Source organism: Micromonospora sp. M42, from assembly GCF_000568915.1.
GTDB classification, from domain to species: domain Bacteria; phylum Actinomycetota; class Actinomycetes; order Mycobacteriales; family Micromonosporaceae; genus Micromonospora; species Micromonospora chalcea.
On the sequence record NZ_KK037233.1, the window covers coordinates 4,448,557 to 4,467,838 of the forward strand.

Consider the following 19,282-nt stretch of genomic DNA (forward strand, 5'->3'; position numbering starts at 1 on the left):
CGTACGGCGGGGGCCGAGCCCATCGTAGGAGGAGGCCGGGCCCGGGTGGAAGCGTGCCGGTCAGACCGCGGAGAGGAAGGTGAGCGAGCCGGCCACCACGCCGTCGGTGAGCACCGGGGTGGAGATCGCGTCGACCGTGCGGCCGGCGTCGGAGTTGGGCCCCTGCACGCGGAGCAGACCCCGGGCGAGTCGCCCGGAGTGCAGCGCGAGCAGCGGCGGGATCTTGTCGGTCTCCTGCTCGGTCAGCTCGCTCGGGCTGGCCGTGAAGTCCACCAGGCGCAGGCCGCCCTCCAGCAGCGGCAGGCCGATCACGTCCCCCGGCGCGCCCAGGCAGAGCAGCGCGCAGCCGGACGAGGAGATCGCCACGACCGTGGTGCCGGCGTCGATCAGCAGGCACGGCTCGGCGGCTCGGGAGACCATGCCGGACCACTGCCCGAAGTTGTCGGACTCCTGCTCGGTGGAGCCCGCCGGGGGCGCGAACACGTCCGAGAGTGAGAGTTCGACGTGGGCCACCGCGCCTCCTATGTACACCGACGGTCTGTCCACGCTAGCCGGTCGGTGCGGCGGGAGCATCGGCTGCCGGGCGGCCGGCGACGACGCGGACCGACGGAACCAGTCGGGGGCGGAGCCGGGGGCCGCGTGGCGTCGCCGGAGACGTTACCGGCGGGCGGCCCGCTTGTCAGCGGCCGTTCGGCCCTCGTCGTACCACCGGTAGTCGGCGGTTGGACGGTACGTGCCGTTGAACCACGTCGACGGCGCCTGGGCCACGCGGGACAGCTTCTCGGCGGTGGCCGGGCTGATCCGGTTCCCGCCGGCCACGAGCAGGCGGTCCAGCTCCCGGTGGGTGGCCATGAGGCAGTCCTTCGGCAGTCCGTAGACGCTGATCACGCCGGAGCCGACGAACGTCAGCACCGGCGTGACCGGGATCGGCAGGCCGACCGCGTCGGAGAGGGCCTTGCTGGCCCGCTTGGCGTCCCGGCGCGCCTCCGCCACGTACGGCGGGCGCTTGCCGTTGATCTGCACGACGTCACCGGCGACGAGCACGCGCGCGCGGCCGTGGTCGGCGATGGTGACCGCGAACAGGCCGCTCGGGCCGATGGCCAGGAACCCGGCCCGGTCGTCGCGGACGCGGTCGAGCAGCATGTCGGCCGGGTCCGTCCGGGGCCACTCGATGACGTGCCAGGCGGGCCCGAGGTGGTCGAGCTGGCCGAGGGCGCGGGCCCCGGCGGCTTCCAACCGGCGGGCCCCCCGCTCCGCCCGGCGACGCCGGGCCCACTCCAGTGGAGTCGGTCGGGCCGGTTCGAGCACCGACGTGGGCTCGACCCGGGTGTGCGGCACCGTGCGGGGCGGCAGTGCCCTGCTCGGTACGGCTCGACGAGCGGGAAAGACAGTCATCGCGACCTCCGGCAAAAGGTCTCTCGAAGTTATGTCTCCACTACCCTACGTTGCGCCCCCGGGGGCTCGGCAAGCCGGGGCGCCGGAGTGAGTGTGGATGAATGCCATATTCATCCACGCTTCTTTTCCGAATGGTGCGCAAGCCTGCCCTAGGCTGCGGGGGTGACCCACTATGTGGACAGCGAAGTCGCCCGGCTCGGGACGGTGTTGCTGCACCGCCCGGGACCGGAACTCGCCCGCCTCACCCCACGCAACAACGACTCGTTGCTGTTCGACGCCATCCCGTGGGTGGGACGGGCGCAGGAGGAGCACGACGCGTTCGCGGCGGCGCTGCGGTCCCGCGGGGTCGAGGTGCTCTACCTGGCCGACCTGCTGGCCGAGACGCTCGCCGTGCCGGACGCCCGGGCCGAGCTGACCGATCAGGTGCTGCGGTCCCGCCGGCTCGGCCACACCCTGCGGCGCCGGGTCGCCGACCACCTGGCGTACCTGGACCCGGCCGGGCTGGCCGACGTGCTGATCGCCGGCCTCGCCCACGAGGAGCTGCGAATCGGCGGCGACCGACCCGGCGGTCTCGTGTGGACCCTGATGGACCGGCACGACTTCGTCATCGACCCACTGCCCAACCTGCTGTTCACCCGCGACTCGTCGGTGTGGATCGGGGACCGGGTCGGTGTCACCAGCCTGGCCATGCCGGCGCGACGGCGGGAGACCACGCTCACCGACGCGATCTACCGCTACCACCCCCGGTTCGTCGGCACCGAGTTCGTCTACCACCCGCGGCTGGAGCATCTGGAGGGCGGCGACGTGCTGCTGCTCGCCCCGGGGGTGCTCGCCGTCGGCGTCGGCGAACGCACTACCCCGGCCGGCGCGGAGCGGCTGGCCCGGCAGGTGTTCGCCGCCGGCCTGGCGCACACCATCCTGGTGGTCCCGATCGCGCAGGAGCGCGCCACCATGCACCTGGACACGGTCTGCACGATGGTCGACACCGACGCCGTGCTGATGTACCCGAACATCGCCAACGAGCTGTCCGCGTACACGGTGATCGTCGGCGCGGACGGCGACGACCTGCGGGTCGACGGCCCGGCGCCGTTCCTGCGCGCCGCCGCCGACGCGATGGACCTCGATCAGCTCCGGGTGATCGACACCGGCCTCGACCCGGTCACCGCCGAACGCGAGCAGTGGGACGACGGCAACAACACGCTCGCGCTCGCGCCCCGGCTCTGCGTCGGGTACGAGCGCAACGTGGAGACCAACGCGCAACTGGAACGGGCCGGCATCGAGGTGATCGCGATCGCCGGATCGGAGCTGGGCTCCGGGCGCGGCGGCCCGCGCTGCATGTCCTGCCCGCTGGTGCGGGAGAAGGGCGGGGCCGCCTGACCGGAACGTCAGCGCAGCGTCAGCTGGCGGCCGAGCAGCCCCTGCCGCGACCGGCGGCCGGCCGCGTCCAGCGGCGCCTGCTCGGCGACCGCCTCGGCGTAACGCTTGGCGAACTCCGCCAGCGGCGCCTCCCACTCGGCGGCCGGGGTGTCCTCCGGCAGGTCCCAGACCGGCGCGAGACGCCCGTGCGCCCGGAACATGCCGGCGAACTTCGTGTCGTCGCCGAGCGTCAGCGCGCCGGCCGCGCCGAGCCGGGACAGCGCGTCCAGCGCGGCGTCCTCGTCCTCCGGCAGGACCATCCGCACGTGGGCCTTCTCCGGCACCTGGCACCAGTACGCGGCCCGCGCGGCGGCCAGCTTCACGGTCGGGTAGATGGCCGAGTTGGCCCGCTCCAGGGACGCCTGCACGTTCGGGTCGTCGGCGGCGCCCGGGTCGAGCCAGAAGTCGAACCCGTCGTGCATGGTGATGTCCAGCGGGCCGTCCACCAGGATGTCCTGGAGGCGGGGGCCGGGCCCGGGCAGCGGCGGCACGCTCACCTGGCCGCCCGGCTCGGTGCGCAGCGCGGAGATCAGCGCGTCGGCCAGGTCCCGGGAGACGTCGCCGGACTGCTGGTGCCGCTGCAGACCGACGAAGACGCGCCCGTCCGGCTTGGTCATCGCCGGGGCGGCCATCGGCAGCACGGTGGCCAGCGTGACCGGGCGGTCGCCGTACTCCTCGATCAGTTCCGGGGTGAGCCGCAGCGGCGCGGACGCGGCCGGGACCAGCTCACGCAGGGCGATCCACTCCGGCTCGTCGACCAGGCCCTCGAACGGCCGGGGCACGAAGACGTCGCGCACCTTCTCCCGCTTGGGGGTGCTCTCGCCGACCCGCTGGTTCTTCCGACGCTTGCTCATGGCGAGACAGCCTAGATGCCGGGCCGCGCGGGTGGGGGCAGGACCCGCCTGCCCGTGCGTTCAGCCGGCCGCGACCAGGCCCGGCCGGTGCGCCGGGGCCGGATCGAACCGTGCCCAGACGCTCTGGCCCAGGCCGTCGCGCTCCACGCCCCAGCCGCTGGCGAGCCCGGCGACGATGTGCAGCCCGCGCCCGTCGGCGGCGTCCGGCGAGGCGGCCCGCATGCACGGGCCGGCGCCGGAACCACCGTCGGTGACCCGGAGCTGGATGCTCGGCCCCTGCTCGGTGACCCGCAGCCGCCAGGCCACCCGGACCACGCCGCCGGGCAGCGCGTCGGCGTGCCGGACCGCGTTGCCGACCAGTTCGGCGAGGACCGCGACCAGGTCGGCCAGCAGAATCGGGGGTACGACGCCGGTCAGCTCGTCGGCGAGCCGGTGCCGGGCCAGACGCGCGCCGGTCGGGTCGTGGGGCACCACCACACACCACGACCGTTCGGGCGGACCAGTCGACACGTCGTTCCTTCCCCGTCTGCGAGCGCCGGGTCAACCCCGCGGCAGCCGCACCTCTGCGACCGTACCGCCACCGGCTCTGGGCCGGAGGGATACCCATCCATTCTGCTGTTCAACGATCTGGCGGACGAGATAGAGACCGAGTCCCGCGCCCGGATACCGCCGGCGGTCACCGGACTCGCCCTGCCAGAACCGGTCGAAGGCCCGCTCCACGTGTTCCGGGCGGATGCCGATGCCCCGGTCGGCCACCCGGAACGAGACGGTCCGCTCGTTCGCCTCGGCGGTGACCTCGATCGGGGTGTCCGGCAGTGAGTACTTCCCGGCGTTCGTGCCCAGCTCGGTGAGCACTGTGGCGAGGCTGTGCCGGTCGCCGAGCGCCTTGGGTAGGTCGGCCGGCAGGTCGAGCACGACCCGGTGCCGGATGTCGGCCGGCAGGTCCGTCGCCGCCGCGCGCAGCGCGTCGACCAGGTCGAACGGCGCGGCCGGTTCCCCGCCGGGACGGTTCTCGGTGGCGGCGGTCAGCAGCCTGTCGACCAGGCGGGCCAGCTCGTTCGCGCGTTGGCCGATGATCCGCGCGGCCTGCCGGCGGTCGTCGTCGCTCAGCGAGTCCCAGTGGTCGGTGAGGGTGTCCGCGTACCCCTTGATCACGGTGACCGGGGTCCGCAGCTCGTGGCTGGTCACCGCCACGAAGAGATCGCGGTCGTGGTCGCGCCGCTGCTGGTCGGTGACGTCGCGGAAGGTGACCACGCGCAGCGCGTTCGGGCCGGGCAGCTCGCCGGAGGTGATCCTCAGCCAGCGCCCGTCCGGCATCCGGTGGTCGAGCACCTGGCCCGGCGGCGGCAGCGGGAACGGCAGCGGGCGGCTCAGCGCCTCCTCCGCCGGACGGCCGGTCACCTGGACCGCCGCCGGGTTCCAGAGCCGGATCCGCCCGTCGCGGTCCACCACGGCCAGCCCGTCGGCGAGCGCCGCCACCACCGGGCCGTCCCCGTGCACCGGCAGGCCGGTCTGGTCGCCGTACATGTGCGCGACGCACGCGGCCACGTAGCCGATCACGGCGCGTTGCGCGGCATCCGGCGGCTCGCCCAGCGGGTAGAGCGCGTGCAGGCTGCCGACGGTGAGACCGCCGATCTCGGCACGCGCCACGATCATCCGGCTGAGCCCCCGGCCGGCCACCTCGTCGGCGAGCGCGCCCGGGATCGCGTCGACCCGGACCTCCCGCACCGGCGGCCCGGCGAGCAGGCAGACGGTGGCCGGGTCGGTGGCGGGCAGCGGTCGGCCGAGCACGAACTCGGCGCGGCCGGTCGCCGCGATCACCCGTCCGCCGGCCGGGGTGAACTCCACGAAGACCAGACCGGCCGCGCCCACCGCCGGTCCGACCTCGTGGAGCAGGCGGTTGAGCACTGCGGGACCGGACTCGCCCGCGTTGATCATGTTGATCACAGTCGTGTGGCCGGCGATGAGGGCGGGGTAGTCGGTTCGCTCCGGCATGTCCCGAGTGTGCCGCGCGGCAGCCCTCCCGGACACCCCCGGCCGGTCGACCGTGGCCGATACCGATCGACCGGACTCACCGGCCCAACCGGGCCAGCGCACGGGCCGGCCGGTCCGTGATCACCCCGTCCACGCCGGCTTCCAGCACGAGTTCCAGATCCTCCGGCTCGTTGACGGTCCACACGTACACCGAGTGGCCGGCCGCGCGCAGCGAGGGAACCAGGCGCGGGCGGGCCCGGACCAGGTCCACGCCGGGACCGGCGATCCGGGCGCCGAACGGCAGCCGGCCCAGCGGCAGCAGCCGCGGCAGCACCTCCAGCAGCAGCACCGTGGGCAGCGCCGGGGCGAGTTCCCGCATCCGGCGTACGGCCAGCGGCGAGAACGACATCACAGTCACCTGGACCCGGTGGCCCGGGCGGGGCTCGTCCAGCCCGTACCGGCGCAGCAGCGTGACCAGGCGGCGCTCGACCTCGCCCCGGTAACGCGACGGGTGCTTGGTCTCGATCAGCAGCCGGACCGGCCGCCCGGCGTCGAGCACCGCGTCGAGCAGCCGCTCCAGCGTGAGCAGCCGGGTGTGCGACTCGTCCAGCGGCTCGTCGTCCTCGGCGAGCGTCGCGGCCCGGTGCCAGGAGCCGAAGTCGAGCGCGTCCAGTTCGGCGAGCGTACGCGCGCTGACCAGCCCGTGCCCGTTGCTGGTGCGGTCCAGCCGGCGGTCGTGCACGCAGACCAGGTGCCCGTCACGGGTCAGCCGGACGTCGCACTCCAGCCCGTCCGCGCCCTCCTCGATGGCACGGAGGTAGGCCGCGAGCGTGTGCTCCGGCAGGTCGTACGAGGCGCCGCGGTGGGCGAAGACCAGGGGGACGGTCATGACCGCCTCAGGCGACCCGGCCCGGCTGCCCGTCGTCGGTGACCACCGGGCGGCCGGCGGCGGCCCAGTCGCCCATCCCGCCCTCGACGTTGCGCACCTGGTCCCAGCCGTTACGCAGCAGATAGCCGACGACCTGGGCGGAGCGGCCGCCGGAGCGGCAGATCACCGCCACGTCGCGGTCCTGCGGGATCTCGGCCAGCCGGGCGGGCAGCTCGGTCATCGGCAGGTGACGGGCGGCCGGCGCGTGGCCGGCGGCCCACTCGTCGTCCTCGCGGACGTCGAGCAGGTAGACGTCGTCGGGCACGGCCGACGCGGGGACGCTTGGTAGTGAGGCTCCGAACACGGTCACCAAGCCTAGCCGCCCGGACCGCTCACAGCCGGTTGACCCAGCGCGGATTCGCGCCGGCCCACTGCGGCATCCGGGTGTCGCGCAGCGCGGTGAACAGACCGCCGCCGCCGTTGTCCAGCACCACGTACGAGACGCCGTCGATGGTCTGCGGGTACGAGGGCACCTGGACGCCGCGCAGGGCATCCGCCGGTAGCCCGCGCAACGCGAACAGCAGCTCGTCCAGGGGTACGCCGTTGGTGTCCACGGTCAGCGCTCCGCCGGCCGCGCGCAGCACCCGGTCGAGCTTCACCGGATCGGTGCGCAGGCGGGTCTCGCCCGCCCGGTCGAGCACCGCCCGGAGCATCTGCTGCTGGTGGCGCTGCCTGTCGTAGTCGCCGCCGGGCAGGTCGTAGCGCTGGCGGACGTAGTCGAGCGTCCGGGCGCCATCCATCTGCTGGCAGCCGGCGTCGAACTGGTGCTTCGTGTGGATCGAGCGCACCGGCGTGTCCACGCACATCCGGATGCCGCCGAGTTCGTCGATCACCTGTTTGAAACCGGAGAAGTCGACGAGCGCGGCGCCGTCGAAGCGGATGCCGGTGAGCCGGGTCAGCGTGGTGCTGAGCAGCCGGGCACCGCCCTCGCCCCCGCCGCCGTGCTCGTACGCGGCGTTGACCTTGTCCTGGCCGCCGGGGAAGCCGGGCGCCGCCGGGAGCGCCACCAGCAGGTCGCGCGGCACGGAGATCAGGTACGCCTGCCGCATGCCGGCCGGCACGTGCACGATCAGGATGCTGTCGGAGCGCTGGTCCTCGGGGTTCGCGCCGGGCCGGTGGTCGGAGCCGATCAGGAGGTAGTTGAGCGCGCCGTCCAGGTCTGTCCGCTTGTTCCGGGCGGCCGGGTCGAGCAGTTGCTCCTTGGCGACGGTGCGGTCGTAGCGGTGGGTGAGCCAGTTCAGCCCGGCCACGCCGAGCGCGGCGAGCAGGACCAGGACGAGTCCGGTGCCGAGCAGGAACCGGGCCCAGCGGGCGGGTGCGCCCCGCCCGCGTCGGTTCCGTGCTGGCCTGGACGTGACGATCCCCCCGTAGCCGCGACATGAGACCCGCTCACGTCAGGCTACGGGGGGATCGGCCGACCGATGGCGCTTTCGCGCAGGTCAGCAGGTCATTTACGGGTGGAGAGGACGTCCGGGTTGCTCACCACGAAGTCGGCCAGCTTGTCGTTCTTGACCGCCTGGAACATGTCCATGGTCGTCTCGTTGAACGTCTCCCGGCCGTTGCTGTTGCCGGCGAACGTGCCGCCGTTGGTCCGCAGGGTGACCAGGTCGTTCCCGTTGAGGTTCTTGAGCGTGAAGATGAAGTCGGCGATCGGCACGCCGCCGGTGTCCAGGACGAACGCCTTGCCGGCGGCCTTCATCAGCGAGTTCAGCTTGATCGGGTTGGTCAGCATGCCGCCCTCGGTGGCCTTTTTGGCCATCGCCTTGATCAGCTGCTGCTGGTTCTGCTGCCGGTCGTAGTCGCTGTTCGGCAGGCCGTAGCGCTGGCGGGAGTAGTCGAGCGCCTCCCAGCCCTGCATCTCCCGGCAGCCCTTCTTGTGCACCACTGCCTTGTACGGCTTGCCGGTCTTCTTCGCGTCGGCGTTCCACATCGGCTTGCCGTCGACGTACGACATGTGGTGCGACTTGACCTCGTGGCTCACGCAGATGCGTACCGAGCCGAGCGCGTCGATCACGCTCTTGAAGCCGCCGAAGTTGATGATCGCGGCGCCGTCGAAGCCGATTCCGGTCATCGACTTGATCGTCTTGGCCATCAGCTGGGCGCCGCCCTCCCAGCCGCCGCCGTTCTGGGCGCCGTGGAAGAAGGCCGCATTGATCTTGTCGGTGCCGCCTTTGTAGCCGCTCTTCTCGAACGCGGGGATACGCGCCTCGGTGTCCCGGGGGATCGAGATCAGGTACGCCTGGTCGTGGCTGGCGGGGATGTGCAGGATGATGATCGTGTCCGACCGGACGTCGTCGGCGGCCCAGCGCTCGCGGGCGTCCACACCGAGCAGCAGCATGTCGATCGGGCCCTCGAGGCTGTTGCCGCCTTCGGCCTCGCTTTTGCCCGCGCCGCCGAGCAGGTTGCGCTGGGCGATGTTGTCGGTGGCCTGGCCGATGACCGCCTTGCTGCCGACGATGGCGACGCCACTGGTCACCATCAGCACGGCGCCGAGCACAAGCGTGAGCTTCGCCCAGAGCGGGTCCTTGCGCTTGGTGCGCTTCTTCTTGCCACCGCCGGGACCGCGACCGCCGGAACCGGGCTGTGTGGGGATGACCGGAGGGACCCGCCCGGATGATCCGGGTGCCGGTGACTGCGGGCGACGGCTGGTCTGGACCGACATGCGTGCTCCAGCTCGGTGATCGGGGGCGGGACCACTTTACGTATCTGTTCCCGTTCTCGCGACCTCGTAGGGCGGCAATTCCCATCAATACCGGCCCACATCTTCGGGTTGTGGCCGAACGGGCAGGGGTAAGGAGCCGGTCGGCGGTTGGCCTCCGTGGTGGCGAGGCCCTAGCGCTCGTTCCCGGTCATGCCGTGCCGGCGTCAGCCGCCCGCGTTGTCGCCCGAACCCTTCTGGTTGGCCTGCATCCACTCGGCCATCCGGTCCGCGGCGATCGCCTTGTACATCGCCAGCGCCTTCTCCCGGTCGGAGACCACCACCGACTGGCCGTCGATGGTCTGGCCACCCAGGTGCGGGCTGGTGACGAACGTCAGGTTCTCGCCCCGCAGGCTGCGGAACTGCACTGCCATGTCGGTCAACGAGAATCCCTGGTCGACCGTGACGGCGGCGGTCACCGCCTTGAGGAAGTCGTTCAGCTTCTTCGGGTTGGTGAGCGTTCCGCTGCTTGCCGCCTTGTCCATCAGCGCCTTCAGGAACTCCTGCTGGTGCCGCATCCGGGCGAAGTCGCCGTCCGGGAACTGCTTGCGCTGCCGGACCCAGTCCAGCGCCTCGGCGCCGTTCATGTGGTTCACGCCCTTGGTGAACGTCCGGTACGGCTTGTGGATCGACGTGATGGTCCGCTCCACCTTCAGGTCGACCCCGCCCAGGGCGTCGGTGACCTCCTTGAAGCCGCCGAAGTCGATGGCCATCACGTGGTCGATCCGTACGTCGGTGAAGCACTCCACGGTCTTCACCGCGAGCGGCAGGCCGCCGAACGCGAACGCCGCGTTGATCTTGTTGCGGGAGCCGGAGTCGCAGGACGCGCCCGCGCTCTCCGGAATCGGCACGTACAGGTCACGCGGCACCGAGACCAGGTAGGCGCGCTTGTGGTCGGCCGGGATGTGCATGACGATCACGGTGTCCGCGCGCCACTTGCCGGAGCCGTCGACCGGGGCGTCCGGATCCCGCGAGTCGCTGCCCACGAGCAGGATGTTGAACGCGCCGTCGACCTGCTTGGCCGGGCGTCCGCCGGTGATCCCGGCGAACGGGTCCGTGCGGGCCAGGTCGTCGTCGAGATTACGGGCGTAGAACCAGGCGCCGAGGCCGCCGAGCAGCGCCAGCACCAGCACCGCGACGCCGGCCACCAGGCCGATGCGTCCCCAGCGCGGTCGAGGGCCGCGCCGGCCCGGACCGCCCGGACCGCCGTCGCCCGGGCCGCCGGGTCCGGTCGGCCCCACCGGACCGCCGGTACGCCCCGAGCGGGGCGCCTCGTCGTGCGGGGGATACCAGCGGGCATCCGAGGTGCGGGCGCGCCCGGTGGCGCCCCGGCCGGAGCCGGGAACCGAAGCGCGGCCCGCGTCCCGGTTCAGGGGGTGCGGGAACGGAGAGCCGGCAGACGAGGTCGCTGACATGTAACCGAGGGTAGGTCGGCCGGGCCACCGACGCCCTCGTACGCGCGCCGATGTCAGCCGCGTCCCGGGCGGGTTCAGTACCCGAGCCGCCCGCGGAAGTACTCGATCGTGCGCCGGAGTCCGTCTTCGGGCGTGACGCTCGGCTCATATCCGAGCAGTTCGCGGGCGAGGGTCAGGTCCGGGCGGCGCATCTCCGGGTCGTCCGAAGCGCGAGTGATGTAGCTCACCTCGGACGTGCTTCCGGTGAGTGACACGATCGTCTCGGCCAGTTGCCGCATCGACATCTCGTGCTCGGTGCCGCAGTTGATCGGACCGGTCTGCGTCGAGTCGAGCAGCAGCAGGATTCCGCGCACCAGATCGTCGACGTAACAGATCGAGCGGGTCTGGTTGCCGGTGCCGTGCACGGTGATCGGCTCGCCGCGCAGCGCCTGGGAGATGAACGTCGGGATGGCCCGGCCGTCGTCCGGGCGCATCCGCGGGCCGTACGTGTTGAAGATCCGCACGATCGCGGTGTCGGTGCCCCGGCTGCGGTGGTAGGCCATGGTGGCCGCCTCGGAGAAGCGCTTCGCCTCGTCGTAGACGCTCCGGATGCCGATCGGGTTGACGTTGCCCCAGTACGTCTCCCGCTGCGGGTGCTCCTTCGGGTCGCCGTACGCCTCAGAGGTGGAGGCCATCAGGAACCGCGCGCCGTCGTCGGTGGCCCGCTCCAGCAGCGCCAGCGTGGCCACCGAGCCCACCCGGAGGATCTCCACCGGCAGCTTCTCGAAGTCGGTGGGACTGGCCGGGGACGCCATGTGCAGGATCGCGTCGAACCGCTCGGTCATCGCCGGGTGGTGCGGCAGGCCGTCGGAGATGTCCGCCTCGACCAGCGTGAAGGTCGGCTTGTCCAGCAGGTGGGCCACGTTCTCCTTGGACCCGGTGACGAAGTTGTCCAGCACCACTACCGTGCAGCCGCGCTCGACGAGCCGGTCGACCAGGTGGGACGGGACGAAACCGGCGCCGCCGGTGACCAGGATGCGGTGTCCGCTACCGAAGCGGGGAGCGACCTTCATGGCGGTCAGCCTATACACGCGAGGCGGGGCCCCCGCGTACGGCAGGGGCCCCGCTCGACGTGCCGATCAGTGCGCGCCGGCTCCGGTGAGCGAGCGCACCTCCAGCTCCGCGTACTTCTCCTCGTCGCTCTCCTTGGACAGGATCGTGCCGAGCCAGCCGCACAGGAAGCCGAACGGGATCGAGATGATGCCCGGGTTCGACAGCGGGAACCAGTGCCAGTCGTGGTCGGGGAACATCGCCGTCGGCGCGCCGGAGACGACCGGCGAGAAGAAGACGAGCAGCACGGCGGAGAGCAGGCCGCCGTAGATCGCCCAGACCGCGCCCGAGGTGTTGAACCGCTTCCAGAACAGGCTGTAGAGGATCGCCGGCAGGTTGCCCGAGGCGGCCACCGCGAACGCCAGCGCGACCAGGAACGCCACGTTCAGGTTCTGCGCGAAGATGGACAGGACGATCGAGACCGCGCCGATCACCAGCGCGGAGATCCGGGCGACGTTCACCTCCTGCCGTTCCGACGCCTCACCCTTCTTCACCACGTTGGCGTAGAAGTCGTGCGCCAGGCTGGACGACGACGCCAACGTCAACCCGGCGACCACGGCGAGGATCGTGGCGAACGCGACCGCCGCGATGATCGCCAGCAGTGTCGCCCCGCCCAGGTTCCCGCCGAGGAAGTCCACGCCGAGCGCCTCGGCCAGCTGTGGCGCGGCCGTGTTGCCGGCCTTGTCCTGCTCGGTGATCGCCTGCCCGCCGACGATCGCCGCCGCGCCGAAGCCGAGGGCCAGGGTGAGCAGGTAGAACGCACCGATGATGCCGATCGCCCAGAGCACGCTCTTGCGGGCCGCCCGCGCGGTCGGCACGGTGTAGAAGCGGATCAGGATGTGCGGCAGGCCGGCCGTGCCGAGGACCAGCGCGATGCCCAGCGAGAGCAGGTCCATCTTGCTGTAGAACGTCTTCAGCGCGTCGCCGGGTGTCTCCACTCCGTAGCGCAGCCCGGGTTCGAGGAACGCCGCTCCCTTGCCCGAGGCGCTGGCCGCGTCGCCGAGCAGCGAGGACAGGTTGAACTTGTACTTGGCGAGCACCAGCAGCGTCATCACCAGCGCGCCGCCCATGAGCAGGAACGCCTTGACGATCTGCACGTACGTCGTGCCCTTCATGCCGCCGACCGTCACGTAGATGATCATCAGGGCGCCGACCATGATGATCGTGGCGACCTTGGCGGTGTCGGCGTCCATGCCGAGGAAGGTGGTGCCCGGCTTGATGCCGAGCAGCAGCGCGACGAGCGCGCCGGCGCCGACCATCTGGGCCAGCAGGTAGAAGATCGACACGGTGATGGTGGAGACCGCCGCCGCGGTCCGGACCGGCCGCTGCCGCATCCGGAACGCCAGCACGTCCGCCATCGTGTACCGGCCGGAGTTGCGCAGCAGTTCCGCCACCAGCAGCAACGCCACCAGCCAGGCGACCAGGAAGCCGATCGAGTAGAGGAAGCCGTCGTAGCCGTAGAGCGCGATGATGCCGGCGATGCCCAGGAAGGACGCCGCCGACATGTAGTCGCCGCCGATCGCCATGCCGTTCTGGAAACCGGAGAACGACCGGCCGCCGGCGTAGAAGTCGGTGGCGGTCTTGGTCTGCCGGCTGGCCCATACGGTGATCGCCAGCGTGATCGCCACGAAGACCAGGAACAGCGTGATGGTGAGGTTCCGGGCGGTGGTGCTGCCCGCCTCAGCCGCGAGGACCGTGTTCATGGGTCACCTCCCCCATCTCGTCGCGGATCCGGTCGGCGACCGGGTCGATCCGGCGGTTGGCGAACCGCGAGTAGAACCAGGCGATGAGGAACGTGGAGACGAACTGGAGCAGGCCGAAGACCAGGGCGACGTTGATGTTGCCGATCAGCTTCGTGCCCATGAATCCCCGCGCGTACGCGGAGAGGATGACGTAGAGCGCGTACCACAGGAAGAACGCGACGGTCATCGGGAAGATGAAGCCGCGCAGCGCGCGCCGCAACCCGGCGAACTCGTCGGACCGCTGGACGGCGAGGTACCGTTCCGCCGCCGACTCGGCGGGCGCGGACGCGGGTGTGTCCGTGGACATCTGTGGATCACCACCTTCGCAGGCGTGGGGGGAGTTTCGCGCACGGTAGAGAGCGCGCTCCCCGCCCGGGAAGGCTCCGCCGCCCGGCGGCGAACGGCTGCGCCGAACGGCGCCCCGGCTGCGCCGAGTGACCCACGTCACTCCGCTAACCGGTCACCCCGACCGCCGGGTGGGTCAGTCGGTCAGCTCGCGGTAGCGGCCGCGGTAGTGCAGCAGGGGGAGGGTGTCCTCGGGGAGGTCGACCGACTCGATGGTCGCCTCGACCAGCAGGCCCCAGCCGTACTCCCGGGCGGTGTCGAGCCGGCACCCCGCCCACCCGCCGGCGTCCGCCGGCACCGGCCCGTACGGCGTCTCGTTCCAGGCGTCCAGCGCGAACAGGCCGCCGGGCGACGGGAACAGGCCGGCGAAGCGGTCGGCGAGCTGCCGGTGCTGCGGGCCCAGCGGGACCACCGCGAACCGCCCCGCCTCCTCGATGGCCGCCCACAGGTCCGACTCCGCGTCGACCAGGCCGAGTAGCCGGTCCGGCTCGCCCTCGGCGACCAGCGTGGACGAGACGGTCAGCCCGGCCGGGCCGGGTGCGGTCCAGAGCGTCACCGGGGCCGCCAGCCGGCCGCGCAGCCGGCGTGCCGGCGAGCGTTGCCCGGCCGGCGCCGCGAACGGGTCGGTGGAATGGATCTGCGCGCCCGGCTCTGGATTCACGTGAAACATTGTGCCGCCCGCTGCCGGGCGGGGTTCGACGCAACGCCATACCCTGCCGGGCATGAGTCTCATCCCCCCGCAGCAACTCGCCCAGGAACGGGTCGTCGCCGCCGACGCCGTCCTCGGCGGTCAGGTCGACCTGCGTGCCTATCCACACCGGCACCTGCTGGTCCGGGCGAACAACACCTGGGGCCGCCGGGCGTTCCAGCCGCTGATGGAAGCGGTCGAGCACCTGTCCAACTACGGCTGGGAGCTGGTCACCATGACGAGCGTCGGCGACGGCCACCACGTCTACGCGGCGATGCGCCGCACCGCGTAACCGGGATCAGCCGTCGGCGAGCAGGCGGCGGGCGGCGGCCAGCACCTCCGGGTCCGCGCATCCGGCCGCGTACCCGGCGATCCGGCGGCGGATGTCGCGCCCGAGCAGCCACACCCCGATCCGCTCGGCCACCGGGCGCAGGAACGCCGGGCGGCAGCGGAAGTTGTACCGCCAGGTCGCGATCGTGGTGCCGGCCTCGGGGCCGGGCGCGAAGCGCCAGCCGCCGCCGAACCGCTCGAAGAACCACGGCCCGCGCACCATCTTCATGCCGACGTTCGTCGGCGGTGACCAGGAGACGTACTCGCTGACCATGACCAGGCCGTGCCGGGAGCGGGTGTACGTGCGCACGCCCCGGCCGGGCGCCGTCGCGCCGTCGACGAAGTGCTGCTCACGGACGAACGGATCCCAGCGGTAGCGGACCGGCGCGACCGTCTGGGAGACCGCGAACGCCAGCTCCGGCGGGATCGGGACCGTGGTGACCGCCTCGACGACCGGCATCAGCGCCTCGGCGTGACGGTGGCCAGCAGCTCCGGCTGCCGACGGTCCAGTGTGTCCCCCGCGAGGTACGCGCCGAGCAGCGCCGCGCCCACCCCGTACGCCAGTCCGATCGGCAGCGCCAGCCACAGCCACACGTCGCCGAGCAGCGCGGCGGCCACCACGAACGGCACCGCCACCACCGCGGAGGCGACCATGGAAACCAGCGTGAGCAGGCCCTTGGTGAACCCCGCGCCGCTGTTCATGGCGAACGGGTTGCTCGACTCGGGCAGCGAGTAGGCGCCGAGCACCGACACGAACCCGTTGATCGCCAGCCCGCAGCCGTACGCGGCGGCCAACGCGCCACCCATCACGCCGAGCCATGCGGGACGCCCCAGGAAGAGCGCCAGCGCGACCGCGATCACGACGAGCATCGGCACCACGTAGATCGAGAACGCGGTCATCCGGGCCCGCAGCTCCACCCGCCCGGGCACCCCGGCGACCAGGTTCGCGGCGTACGAGCTGCCGTCGAAGCCGAACTGGTTGGCCAGCGTCAGCGACGCGAGCACCCCGACGAAGATCATGGAAAGGCTGACCAGCGCCGGTGAGGAGTCGCCGCCACCGAACTCCGCCCCGCCCTCGGTGGAGAACGAGACGCCGCCGAGGTTGACCATCACCGGTACGAACACACCGACCACGGCGACCGTGATGAGGTTGGCCCGCCGCCGCGCGTCCCGCCACCAGTAGCGGCACTCGCGGGCGACGAGCGCCCCGAACCGGTCCCGCCGCGCCCAGACCACCGCGCGGGGGAACAACTGCGTGACCGCGCCGCCGGCCACGCCGCGCGGCGCGCGCGAAGGGCCGGCGCTCGCCGCGCCCACCATCGCCGACTCCAGCGACCGCGACCACCAGAACAGGAGTACGCCGAGCGTCGCGACCGCGATCAGCAGCTTCGCGACCGCCGCGCCGGCCCGGCCCTCGGCCACGTCGACGCCGACCGTCCACGGCGCGCCGAACGGCGTCCAGCCGACCACCCGGGCCACCCCGTCCAGCCGGTCCCAGTCGGTCTGCTGCACCGCGGCGAGCACCAGCAACTGCAACGGCCCGAGCAGGGCGGCCAGGACGGCGAGCAGCACCGCCGCCAGGTCGCGTACCCGGCGGGACCGCAGCATCGTGGCGAACGCGCTGGTCAGCGCGCGGGCCCCGGCCAGGCAGACCAGCAGCCCGGCGACCACGCCGAGCGCGCCGACCACTGCGGCTGACCAGCCGCCCAGCAGCCCGGCGGTGACCACCAGACCGGCCGCGGTGAGCGCCGTCGCCAGCGCGGGCACGCTCACCAGGGCGGCGGCGAGCAGGCCGGTGACCAGGGTGCGGCGGGACAACGGCAGCAGCGCGAACCGGGCCGGGTCGAGCGTCTCGTCCACGCCGAAGAAGACGAGCGGCAGGAGCAGCCAGCCGAGCGTGAGCAGACCACCGCCGAAGGCGGCCACCATCAGGGCGTACCGGGGCTCGTCGGCCAGGCCCGGCGTGGCGAGCAGGAAGAACCCGACGGCGGCGAACCAGAGCCCGAGCAGCAGGCCCAGCACGAACAGCGCGATCCGCCACTTCTGGCCCCGGAAGTTGTTGCCGAGCACCCGCAGCTTGAGCCGGACGAAGTGCCGGGACGACACGCGCCGGGCCGGCCGCTCGGGGGCGGTCACCGGGACAGCCACGACAGCTCCTCCCCGGTGGCGGTCCGGCCGCCCACGACCTCCACGAAGACGTCCTCCAGCGACCGGTCGCCGCGCACCTCGGTGAGCGTGCCGACCCGCTTGATCCGGCCCTCGGCCAGGATCGCCACGTGCGAGCAGAGCCGCTCGACCACCTCCATCACGTGACTGGAGAAGATCACCGTGCCGCCGCCGCTGACGTACCGGTGCAGGATGTCCCGGATCAGCGCGGCCGAGACCGGGTCGACCGCCTCGAACGGCTCGTCCAGCACCAGCAGGCGCGGGCCGTGCAGCAACGCGCAGGCCAGGCCGATCTTCTTCTTCATGCCGGCCGAGTAGTCGACGACGAGCGTGCGCCCGGCGTCGGAGAGCGCCAGCACGTCGAGCAGCTCCGCCGCCCGCTGGTCGACCACCGCCGGGTCCATGCCGCGCAACAGACCGTGGTACGCGAGCAGCTCCGCCCCGCTCAGCCGGTCGAAGAGGCGTACGCCGTCCGGCATCACGCCGAGCAGGCTCTTGGCGCGTACCGGGTCGGCCCAGACGTCGTACCCGAGCACCCGCGCCTCACCGGCGTCGGGCCGTAGCAGGCCGACGGCCATGGAGAGCGTGGTGGTCTTGCCGGCCCCGTTCGGTCCGAGCAGGCCGTAGAACGAGCCGGTCGGCACGGCGAGGTCGACGCCCGCCACCGCGATCTTGGTGTCGAAGCGCTTGGCCAGGCCACGAAGGGAGAGCGCGGGGTGCTGGTCGGTCATGGTCCGACCGTATCGGTCCCCGCCCAACGGCTGCTCGGACGGCAGGATGATCTCGCCTCATCCCTGAGAGGTACGAGTCGGATCGCCGACGGCGTGCAACCGCCCACCACGGCGGGGGGTGTCAGGCGTACGAACGGCAGCGGGGAGAGAGATGGATCCGGACAGTGGGTTCGAGGAGTTCTACCGGAACAGCAGACAACGCGTGGTGACAGTGCTGTACGCGCTCGGCGGCGACCGGAGCGAGGCGCAGGACGCCGCCCAGGAGGCGTACGCGCGGGCCTGGCAGCGTTGGTCCCAGGTCGGCACGTACGACGACCCGGAGGCGTGGGTGCGCACCGTCGGGCACCGCCTGCTGGTCAACCGGTGGCGCAAGGTCCGCAACAGCGTGGTCGCCTACCGGCGGCACGGACCACCACCTCCGGTCCGGCCACCCTCCGAGAACACTGTCGCGCTGGTCAGCGCGTTGCGGCAGTTGTCGGCGGACCAGCGGCAGGCGATCGTCCTCTACCACCTGGCCGACCTGTCGGTCGCGGAGATCGCGGCGCAGATCGGCGTGCCGAGCGGCACCGTCAAGGCCCGCCTGGCCCGGGGCCGCAAGGCTCTCGCCGCCCTGCTCGACGTGAACTTCCCGGAGGAGGTCCGCAATGCCTGACCCGATCTTCTCCGACCTCTACCAGGACACCGAGGACCTGATCTGGGCGCCCACCGAGCAGGTGCGCCGCCGAGGGCGGCAACGGGCCCGGCGTACCCAGCTCGCCGCCGGCCTGGCCGCCGCGGTCGCCGTCGCGGTCGTGGCGACCGGTGTGGTGCTGGCCCGTCCGGACGCCGCACCGCCGCCGGTGCCCCCGGCGACAGTCGAACCGATCACGCCGACGCCGGCGCCCACGCCGAGCACCACGCCGTCGGCCGAGCCGTCGGCGAGCGGGGCGCCGACGCCGAGTCGCACCGCGGGAGAGCCGGCCGCCAGCATCGGCGGCGGGCCGACCAGCCGTACGCCGAGCCGGACGATTCCGGCGGCGGCGACGCTCCAGCTCGCCGACCTGCCGACGGGCTTCACGATGCAGACGGGAAAGGTGGACGGTGACTGGTCCCTGGAGTTCATGTCCTCCTTCTGCGTGAACGAGTCGCCGACGCTGTCCGACGGGGAGGTGGCCACCCGGTCGGTGGCGTTCAACTCGCCCACCGACTGGATCGTCCAGCGGGTGACCCGGCACTCGGGCACGTCCGCCACCACGGTGATGAAGAATCTCCGCAAGCTGGTCACGGGCTGCGAGATGGAGCAGCCGGGCGACTCGCTGTCGATCATGGCGGAGTCGCTCGGCGGTGACGACGGCGTGCTGGTGGGAAGCGACGTCGGAGGGCGGCCCGGTCGCTGGCTCGTCGTCCGGCAGGGCGATCTGGTGGCGCAGCTCCGCCTCGACTCCCAGACCACGCCCACCGAGGCCCGCCGTACCGCCCGGTCGGTGGCGAACCGGCTGTGTGCCGGCACGGACACCTGCTGACGGGTGCGC

The 19,282-nt window shown here is 72.2% G+C and carries 21 protein-coding genes; 4 read left to right on the plus strand and 17 right to left on the minus strand.

Annotated elements, in window-relative coordinates:
- Positions 1 to 60: 60 nt before the first annotated feature.
- Both MCBG_RS20510 and MCBG_RS20515 read right to left on the minus strand, forming a co-directional pair.
- Positions 61 to 513, minus strand: a complete 453-nt coding sequence (locus MCBG_RS20510; protein WP_030499431.1) for a hypothetical protein — start codon at positions 511 to 513, stop codon at positions 61 to 63.
- Between the two features lie 144 nt (positions 514 to 657).
- Entirely contained in the window at positions 658 to 1,395 is a 738-nt protein-coding gene (locus tag MCBG_RS20515) for a hypothetical protein (RefSeq protein ID WP_043330823.1), read from the minus strand.
- 162 nt (positions 1,396 to 1,557) lie between these two features.
- Here MCBG_RS20515 and MCBG_RS20520 point away from each other — a divergent pair, with 162 nt between their 5' ends.
- Positions 1,558 to 2,772, plus strand: coding sequence for an arginine deiminase (locus tag MCBG_RS20520; RefSeq protein ID WP_043327730.1), 1,215 nt, complete (start codon positions 1,558 to 1,560; stop codon positions 2,770 to 2,772).
- An 8-nt stretch (positions 2,773 to 2,780) separates the two neighbouring features.
- Here MCBG_RS20520 and MCBG_RS20525 read toward each other — a convergent pair whose 3' ends face one another.
- The 12 genes from MCBG_RS20525 to MCBG_RS20580 form a co-directional block, all read right to left on the minus strand.
- Entirely contained in the window at positions 2,781 to 3,665 is an 885-nt protein-coding gene (locus MCBG_RS20525) for a DUF5926 family protein (protein ID WP_043327731.1), read from the minus strand.
- A gap of 60 nt (positions 3,666 to 3,725) precedes the next feature.
- Positions 3,726 to 4,142 (minus strand): ATP-binding protein, encoded by a 417-nt coding sequence (locus MCBG_RS20530; RefSeq protein ID WP_181373753.1) that lies wholly within the window; start codon positions 4,140 to 4,142, stop codon positions 3,726 to 3,728.
- A gap of 63 nt (positions 4,143 to 4,205) precedes the next feature.
- Positions 4,206 to 5,660, minus strand: coding sequence for an ATP-binding protein (locus MCBG_RS20535; protein ID WP_043327733.1), 1,455 nt, complete (start codon positions 5,658 to 5,660; stop codon positions 4,206 to 4,208).
- Positions 5,661 to 5,736: 76 nt separating this feature from the next.
- Entirely contained in the window at positions 5,737 to 6,528 is a 792-nt protein-coding gene (locus MCBG_RS20540) for a glycerophosphodiester phosphodiesterase (protein ID WP_043327734.1), read from the minus strand.
- Positions 6,529 to 6,535: 7 nt separating this feature from the next.
- Positions 6,536 to 6,871, minus strand: a complete 336-nt coding sequence (locus MCBG_RS20545; protein WP_030499424.1) for a rhodanese-like domain-containing protein — start codon at positions 6,869 to 6,871, stop codon at positions 6,536 to 6,538.
- Between the two features lie 28 nt (positions 6,872 to 6,899).
- Positions 6,900 to 7,817, minus strand: a complete 918-nt coding sequence (locus MCBG_RS20550; RefSeq protein ID WP_223201278.1) for an LCP family protein — start codon at positions 7,815 to 7,817, stop codon at positions 6,900 to 6,902.
- A gap of 197 nt (positions 7,818 to 8,014) precedes the next feature.
- Complete coding sequence (locus tag MCBG_RS20555) at positions 8,015 to 9,229, minus strand: LCP family protein (protein WP_043327735.1); 1,215 nt, start codon at positions 9,227 to 9,229, stop codon at positions 8,015 to 8,017.
- Between the two features lie 203 nt (positions 9,230 to 9,432).
- Positions 9,433 to 10,680 carry an LCP family protein gene (locus tag MCBG_RS20560; RefSeq protein ID WP_043327736.1) on the minus strand — a complete coding sequence of 416 codons (1,248 nt, stop codon included), beginning with the start codon at positions 10,678 to 10,680 and terminating at the stop codon, positions 9,433 to 9,435.
- A 74-nt stretch (positions 10,681 to 10,754) separates the two neighbouring features.
- Complete coding sequence (locus MCBG_RS20565; RefSeq protein ID WP_043327737.1) at positions 10,755 to 11,732, minus strand: NAD-dependent epimerase/dehydratase family protein; 978 nt, start codon at positions 11,730 to 11,732, stop codon at positions 10,755 to 10,757.
- 66 nt (positions 11,733 to 11,798) lie between these two features.
- Positions 11,799 to 13,472 (minus strand): solute symporter family protein, encoded by a 1,674-nt coding sequence (locus MCBG_RS20570; protein ID WP_043327738.1) that lies wholly within the window; start codon positions 13,470 to 13,472, stop codon positions 11,799 to 11,801.
- Positions 13,450 to 13,818, minus strand: a complete 369-nt coding sequence (locus MCBG_RS20575) for a DUF485 domain-containing protein (protein ID WP_043327739.1) — start codon at positions 13,816 to 13,818, stop codon at positions 13,450 to 13,452. Before MCBG_RS20575 ends, MCBG_RS20570 begins: the two co-directional genes overlap by 23 nt.
- 174 nt (positions 13,819 to 13,992) lie before the next feature.
- Entirely contained in the window at positions 13,993 to 14,589 is a 597-nt protein-coding gene (locus MCBG_RS20580; protein ID WP_308195267.1) for a flavin reductase family protein, read from the minus strand.
- On the opposite strand from MCBG_RS20580, the gene MCBG_RS20585 reads away from it, so the two are divergent.
- On the plus strand, positions 14,579 to 14,836 hold the full coding sequence (locus MCBG_RS20585) for a hypothetical protein (RefSeq protein WP_043327741.1): 258 nt from the start codon (positions 14,579 to 14,581) through the stop codon (positions 14,834 to 14,836). The two genes, MCBG_RS20580 and MCBG_RS20585, sit on opposite strands and share 11 nt — an antisense overlap.
- A 6-nt stretch (positions 14,837 to 14,842) precedes the next feature.
- On the opposite strand, the gene MCBG_RS20590 is transcribed toward MCBG_RS20585, so the two are convergent.
- From MCBG_RS20590 to MCBG_RS20600, 3 genes are read right to left on the minus strand one after another with little or no spacing between them, the layout of a single operon-like run.
- Positions 14,843 to 15,334, minus strand: coding sequence for an SRPBCC family protein (locus tag MCBG_RS20590; protein ID WP_043327742.1), 492 nt, complete (start codon positions 15,332 to 15,334; stop codon positions 14,843 to 14,845).
- Positions 15,334 to 17,022, minus strand: a complete 1,689-nt coding sequence (locus MCBG_RS20595; RefSeq protein ID WP_043327743.1) for a hypothetical protein — start codon at positions 17,020 to 17,022, stop codon at positions 15,334 to 15,336. Before MCBG_RS20595 ends, MCBG_RS20590 begins: the two co-directional genes overlap by 1 nt.
- Positions 17,007 to 17,771 (minus strand): ABC transporter ATP-binding protein, encoded by a 765-nt coding sequence (locus MCBG_RS20600; RefSeq protein WP_043327744.1) that lies wholly within the window; start codon positions 17,769 to 17,771, stop codon positions 17,007 to 17,009. The genes MCBG_RS20595 and MCBG_RS20600 overlap by 16 nt, the downstream gene beginning before the upstream one ends.
- Before the next feature lie 151 nt (positions 17,772 to 17,922).
- On the opposite strand from MCBG_RS20600, the gene MCBG_RS20605 reads away from it, so the two are divergent.
- Both MCBG_RS20605 and MCBG_RS34270 read left to right on the plus strand, forming a co-directional pair.
- Positions 17,923 to 18,423 carry a SigE family RNA polymerase sigma factor gene (locus tag MCBG_RS20605; protein ID WP_043327745.1) on the plus strand — a complete coding sequence of 167 codons (501 nt, stop codon included), beginning with the start codon at positions 17,923 to 17,925 and terminating at the stop codon, positions 18,421 to 18,423.
- On the plus strand, positions 18,416 to 19,273 hold the full coding sequence (locus tag MCBG_RS34270) for a hypothetical protein (RefSeq protein WP_043327746.1): 858 nt from the start codon (positions 18,416 to 18,418) through the stop codon (positions 19,271 to 19,273). Before MCBG_RS20605 ends, MCBG_RS34270 begins: the two co-directional genes overlap by 8 nt.
- The last annotated feature ends 9 nt before the right edge of the window (positions 19,274 to 19,282 follow it).

What these genes read in the sequence shown, in the direction of transcription:
- MCBG_RS20555 (WP_043327735.1), bottom strand. Translation starts at nt 9,229, where the DNA reads ATGTCGGTCCAGACCAGCCGTCGCCCGCAGTCACCGGCACCCGGATCA.
- MCBG_RS20535 (WP_043327733.1), bottom strand. Translation starts at nt 5,660, where the DNA reads ATGCCGGAGCGAACCGACTACCCCGCCCTCATCGCCGGCCACACGACT.
- MCBG_RS20585 (WP_043327741.1), top strand. Translation starts at nt 14,579, where the DNA reads ATGAGTCTCATCCCCCCGCAGCAACTCGCCCAGGAACGGGTCGTCGCC.
- MCBG_RS20590 (WP_043327742.1), bottom strand. Translation starts at nt 15,334, where the DNA reads ATGCCGGTCGTCGAGGCGGTCACCACGGTCCCGATCCCGCCGGAGCTG.
- MCBG_RS20570 (WP_043327738.1), bottom strand. Translation starts at nt 13,472, where the DNA reads ATGAACACGGTCCTCGCGGCTGAGGCGGGCAGCACCACCGCCCGGAAC.
- MCBG_RS20580 (WP_308195267.1), bottom strand. Translation starts at nt 14,589, where the DNA reads ATGAGACTCATGCCCGGCAGGGTATGGCGTTGCGTCGAACCCCGCCCG.
- MCBG_RS34270 (WP_043327746.1), top strand. Translation starts at nt 18,416, where the DNA reads ATGCCTGACCCGATCTTCTCCGACCTCTACCAGGACACCGAGGACCTG.
- MCBG_RS20540 (WP_043327734.1), bottom strand. Translation starts at nt 6,528, where the DNA reads ATGACCGTCCCCCTGGTCTTCGCCCACCGCGGCGCCTCGTACGACCTG.
- MCBG_RS20565 (WP_043327737.1), bottom strand. Translation starts at nt 11,732, where the DNA reads ATGAAGGTCGCTCCCCGCTTCGGTAGCGGACACCGCATCCTGGTCACC.
- MCBG_RS20600 (WP_043327744.1), bottom strand. Translation starts at nt 17,771, where the DNA reads ATGACCGACCAGCACCCCGCGCTCTCCCTTCGTGGCCTGGCCAAGCGC.
- MCBG_RS20515 (WP_043330823.1), bottom strand. Translation starts at nt 1,395, where the DNA reads ATGACTGTCTTTCCCGCTCGTCGAGCCGTACCGAGCAGGGCACTGCCG.
- MCBG_RS20560 (WP_043327736.1), bottom strand. Translation starts at nt 10,680, where the DNA reads ATGTCAGCGACCTCGTCTGCCGGCTCTCCGTTCCCGCACCCCCTGAAC.
- MCBG_RS20525 (WP_043327731.1), bottom strand. Translation starts at nt 3,665, where the DNA reads ATGAGCAAGCGTCGGAAGAACCAGCGGGTCGGCGAGAGCACCCCCAAG.
- MCBG_RS20605 (WP_043327745.1), top strand. Translation starts at nt 17,923, where the DNA reads ATGGATCCGGACAGTGGGTTCGAGGAGTTCTACCGGAACAGCAGACAA.
- MCBG_RS20575 (WP_043327739.1), bottom strand. Translation starts at nt 13,818, where the DNA reads ATGTCCACGGACACACCCGCGTCCGCGCCCGCCGAGTCGGCGGCGGAA.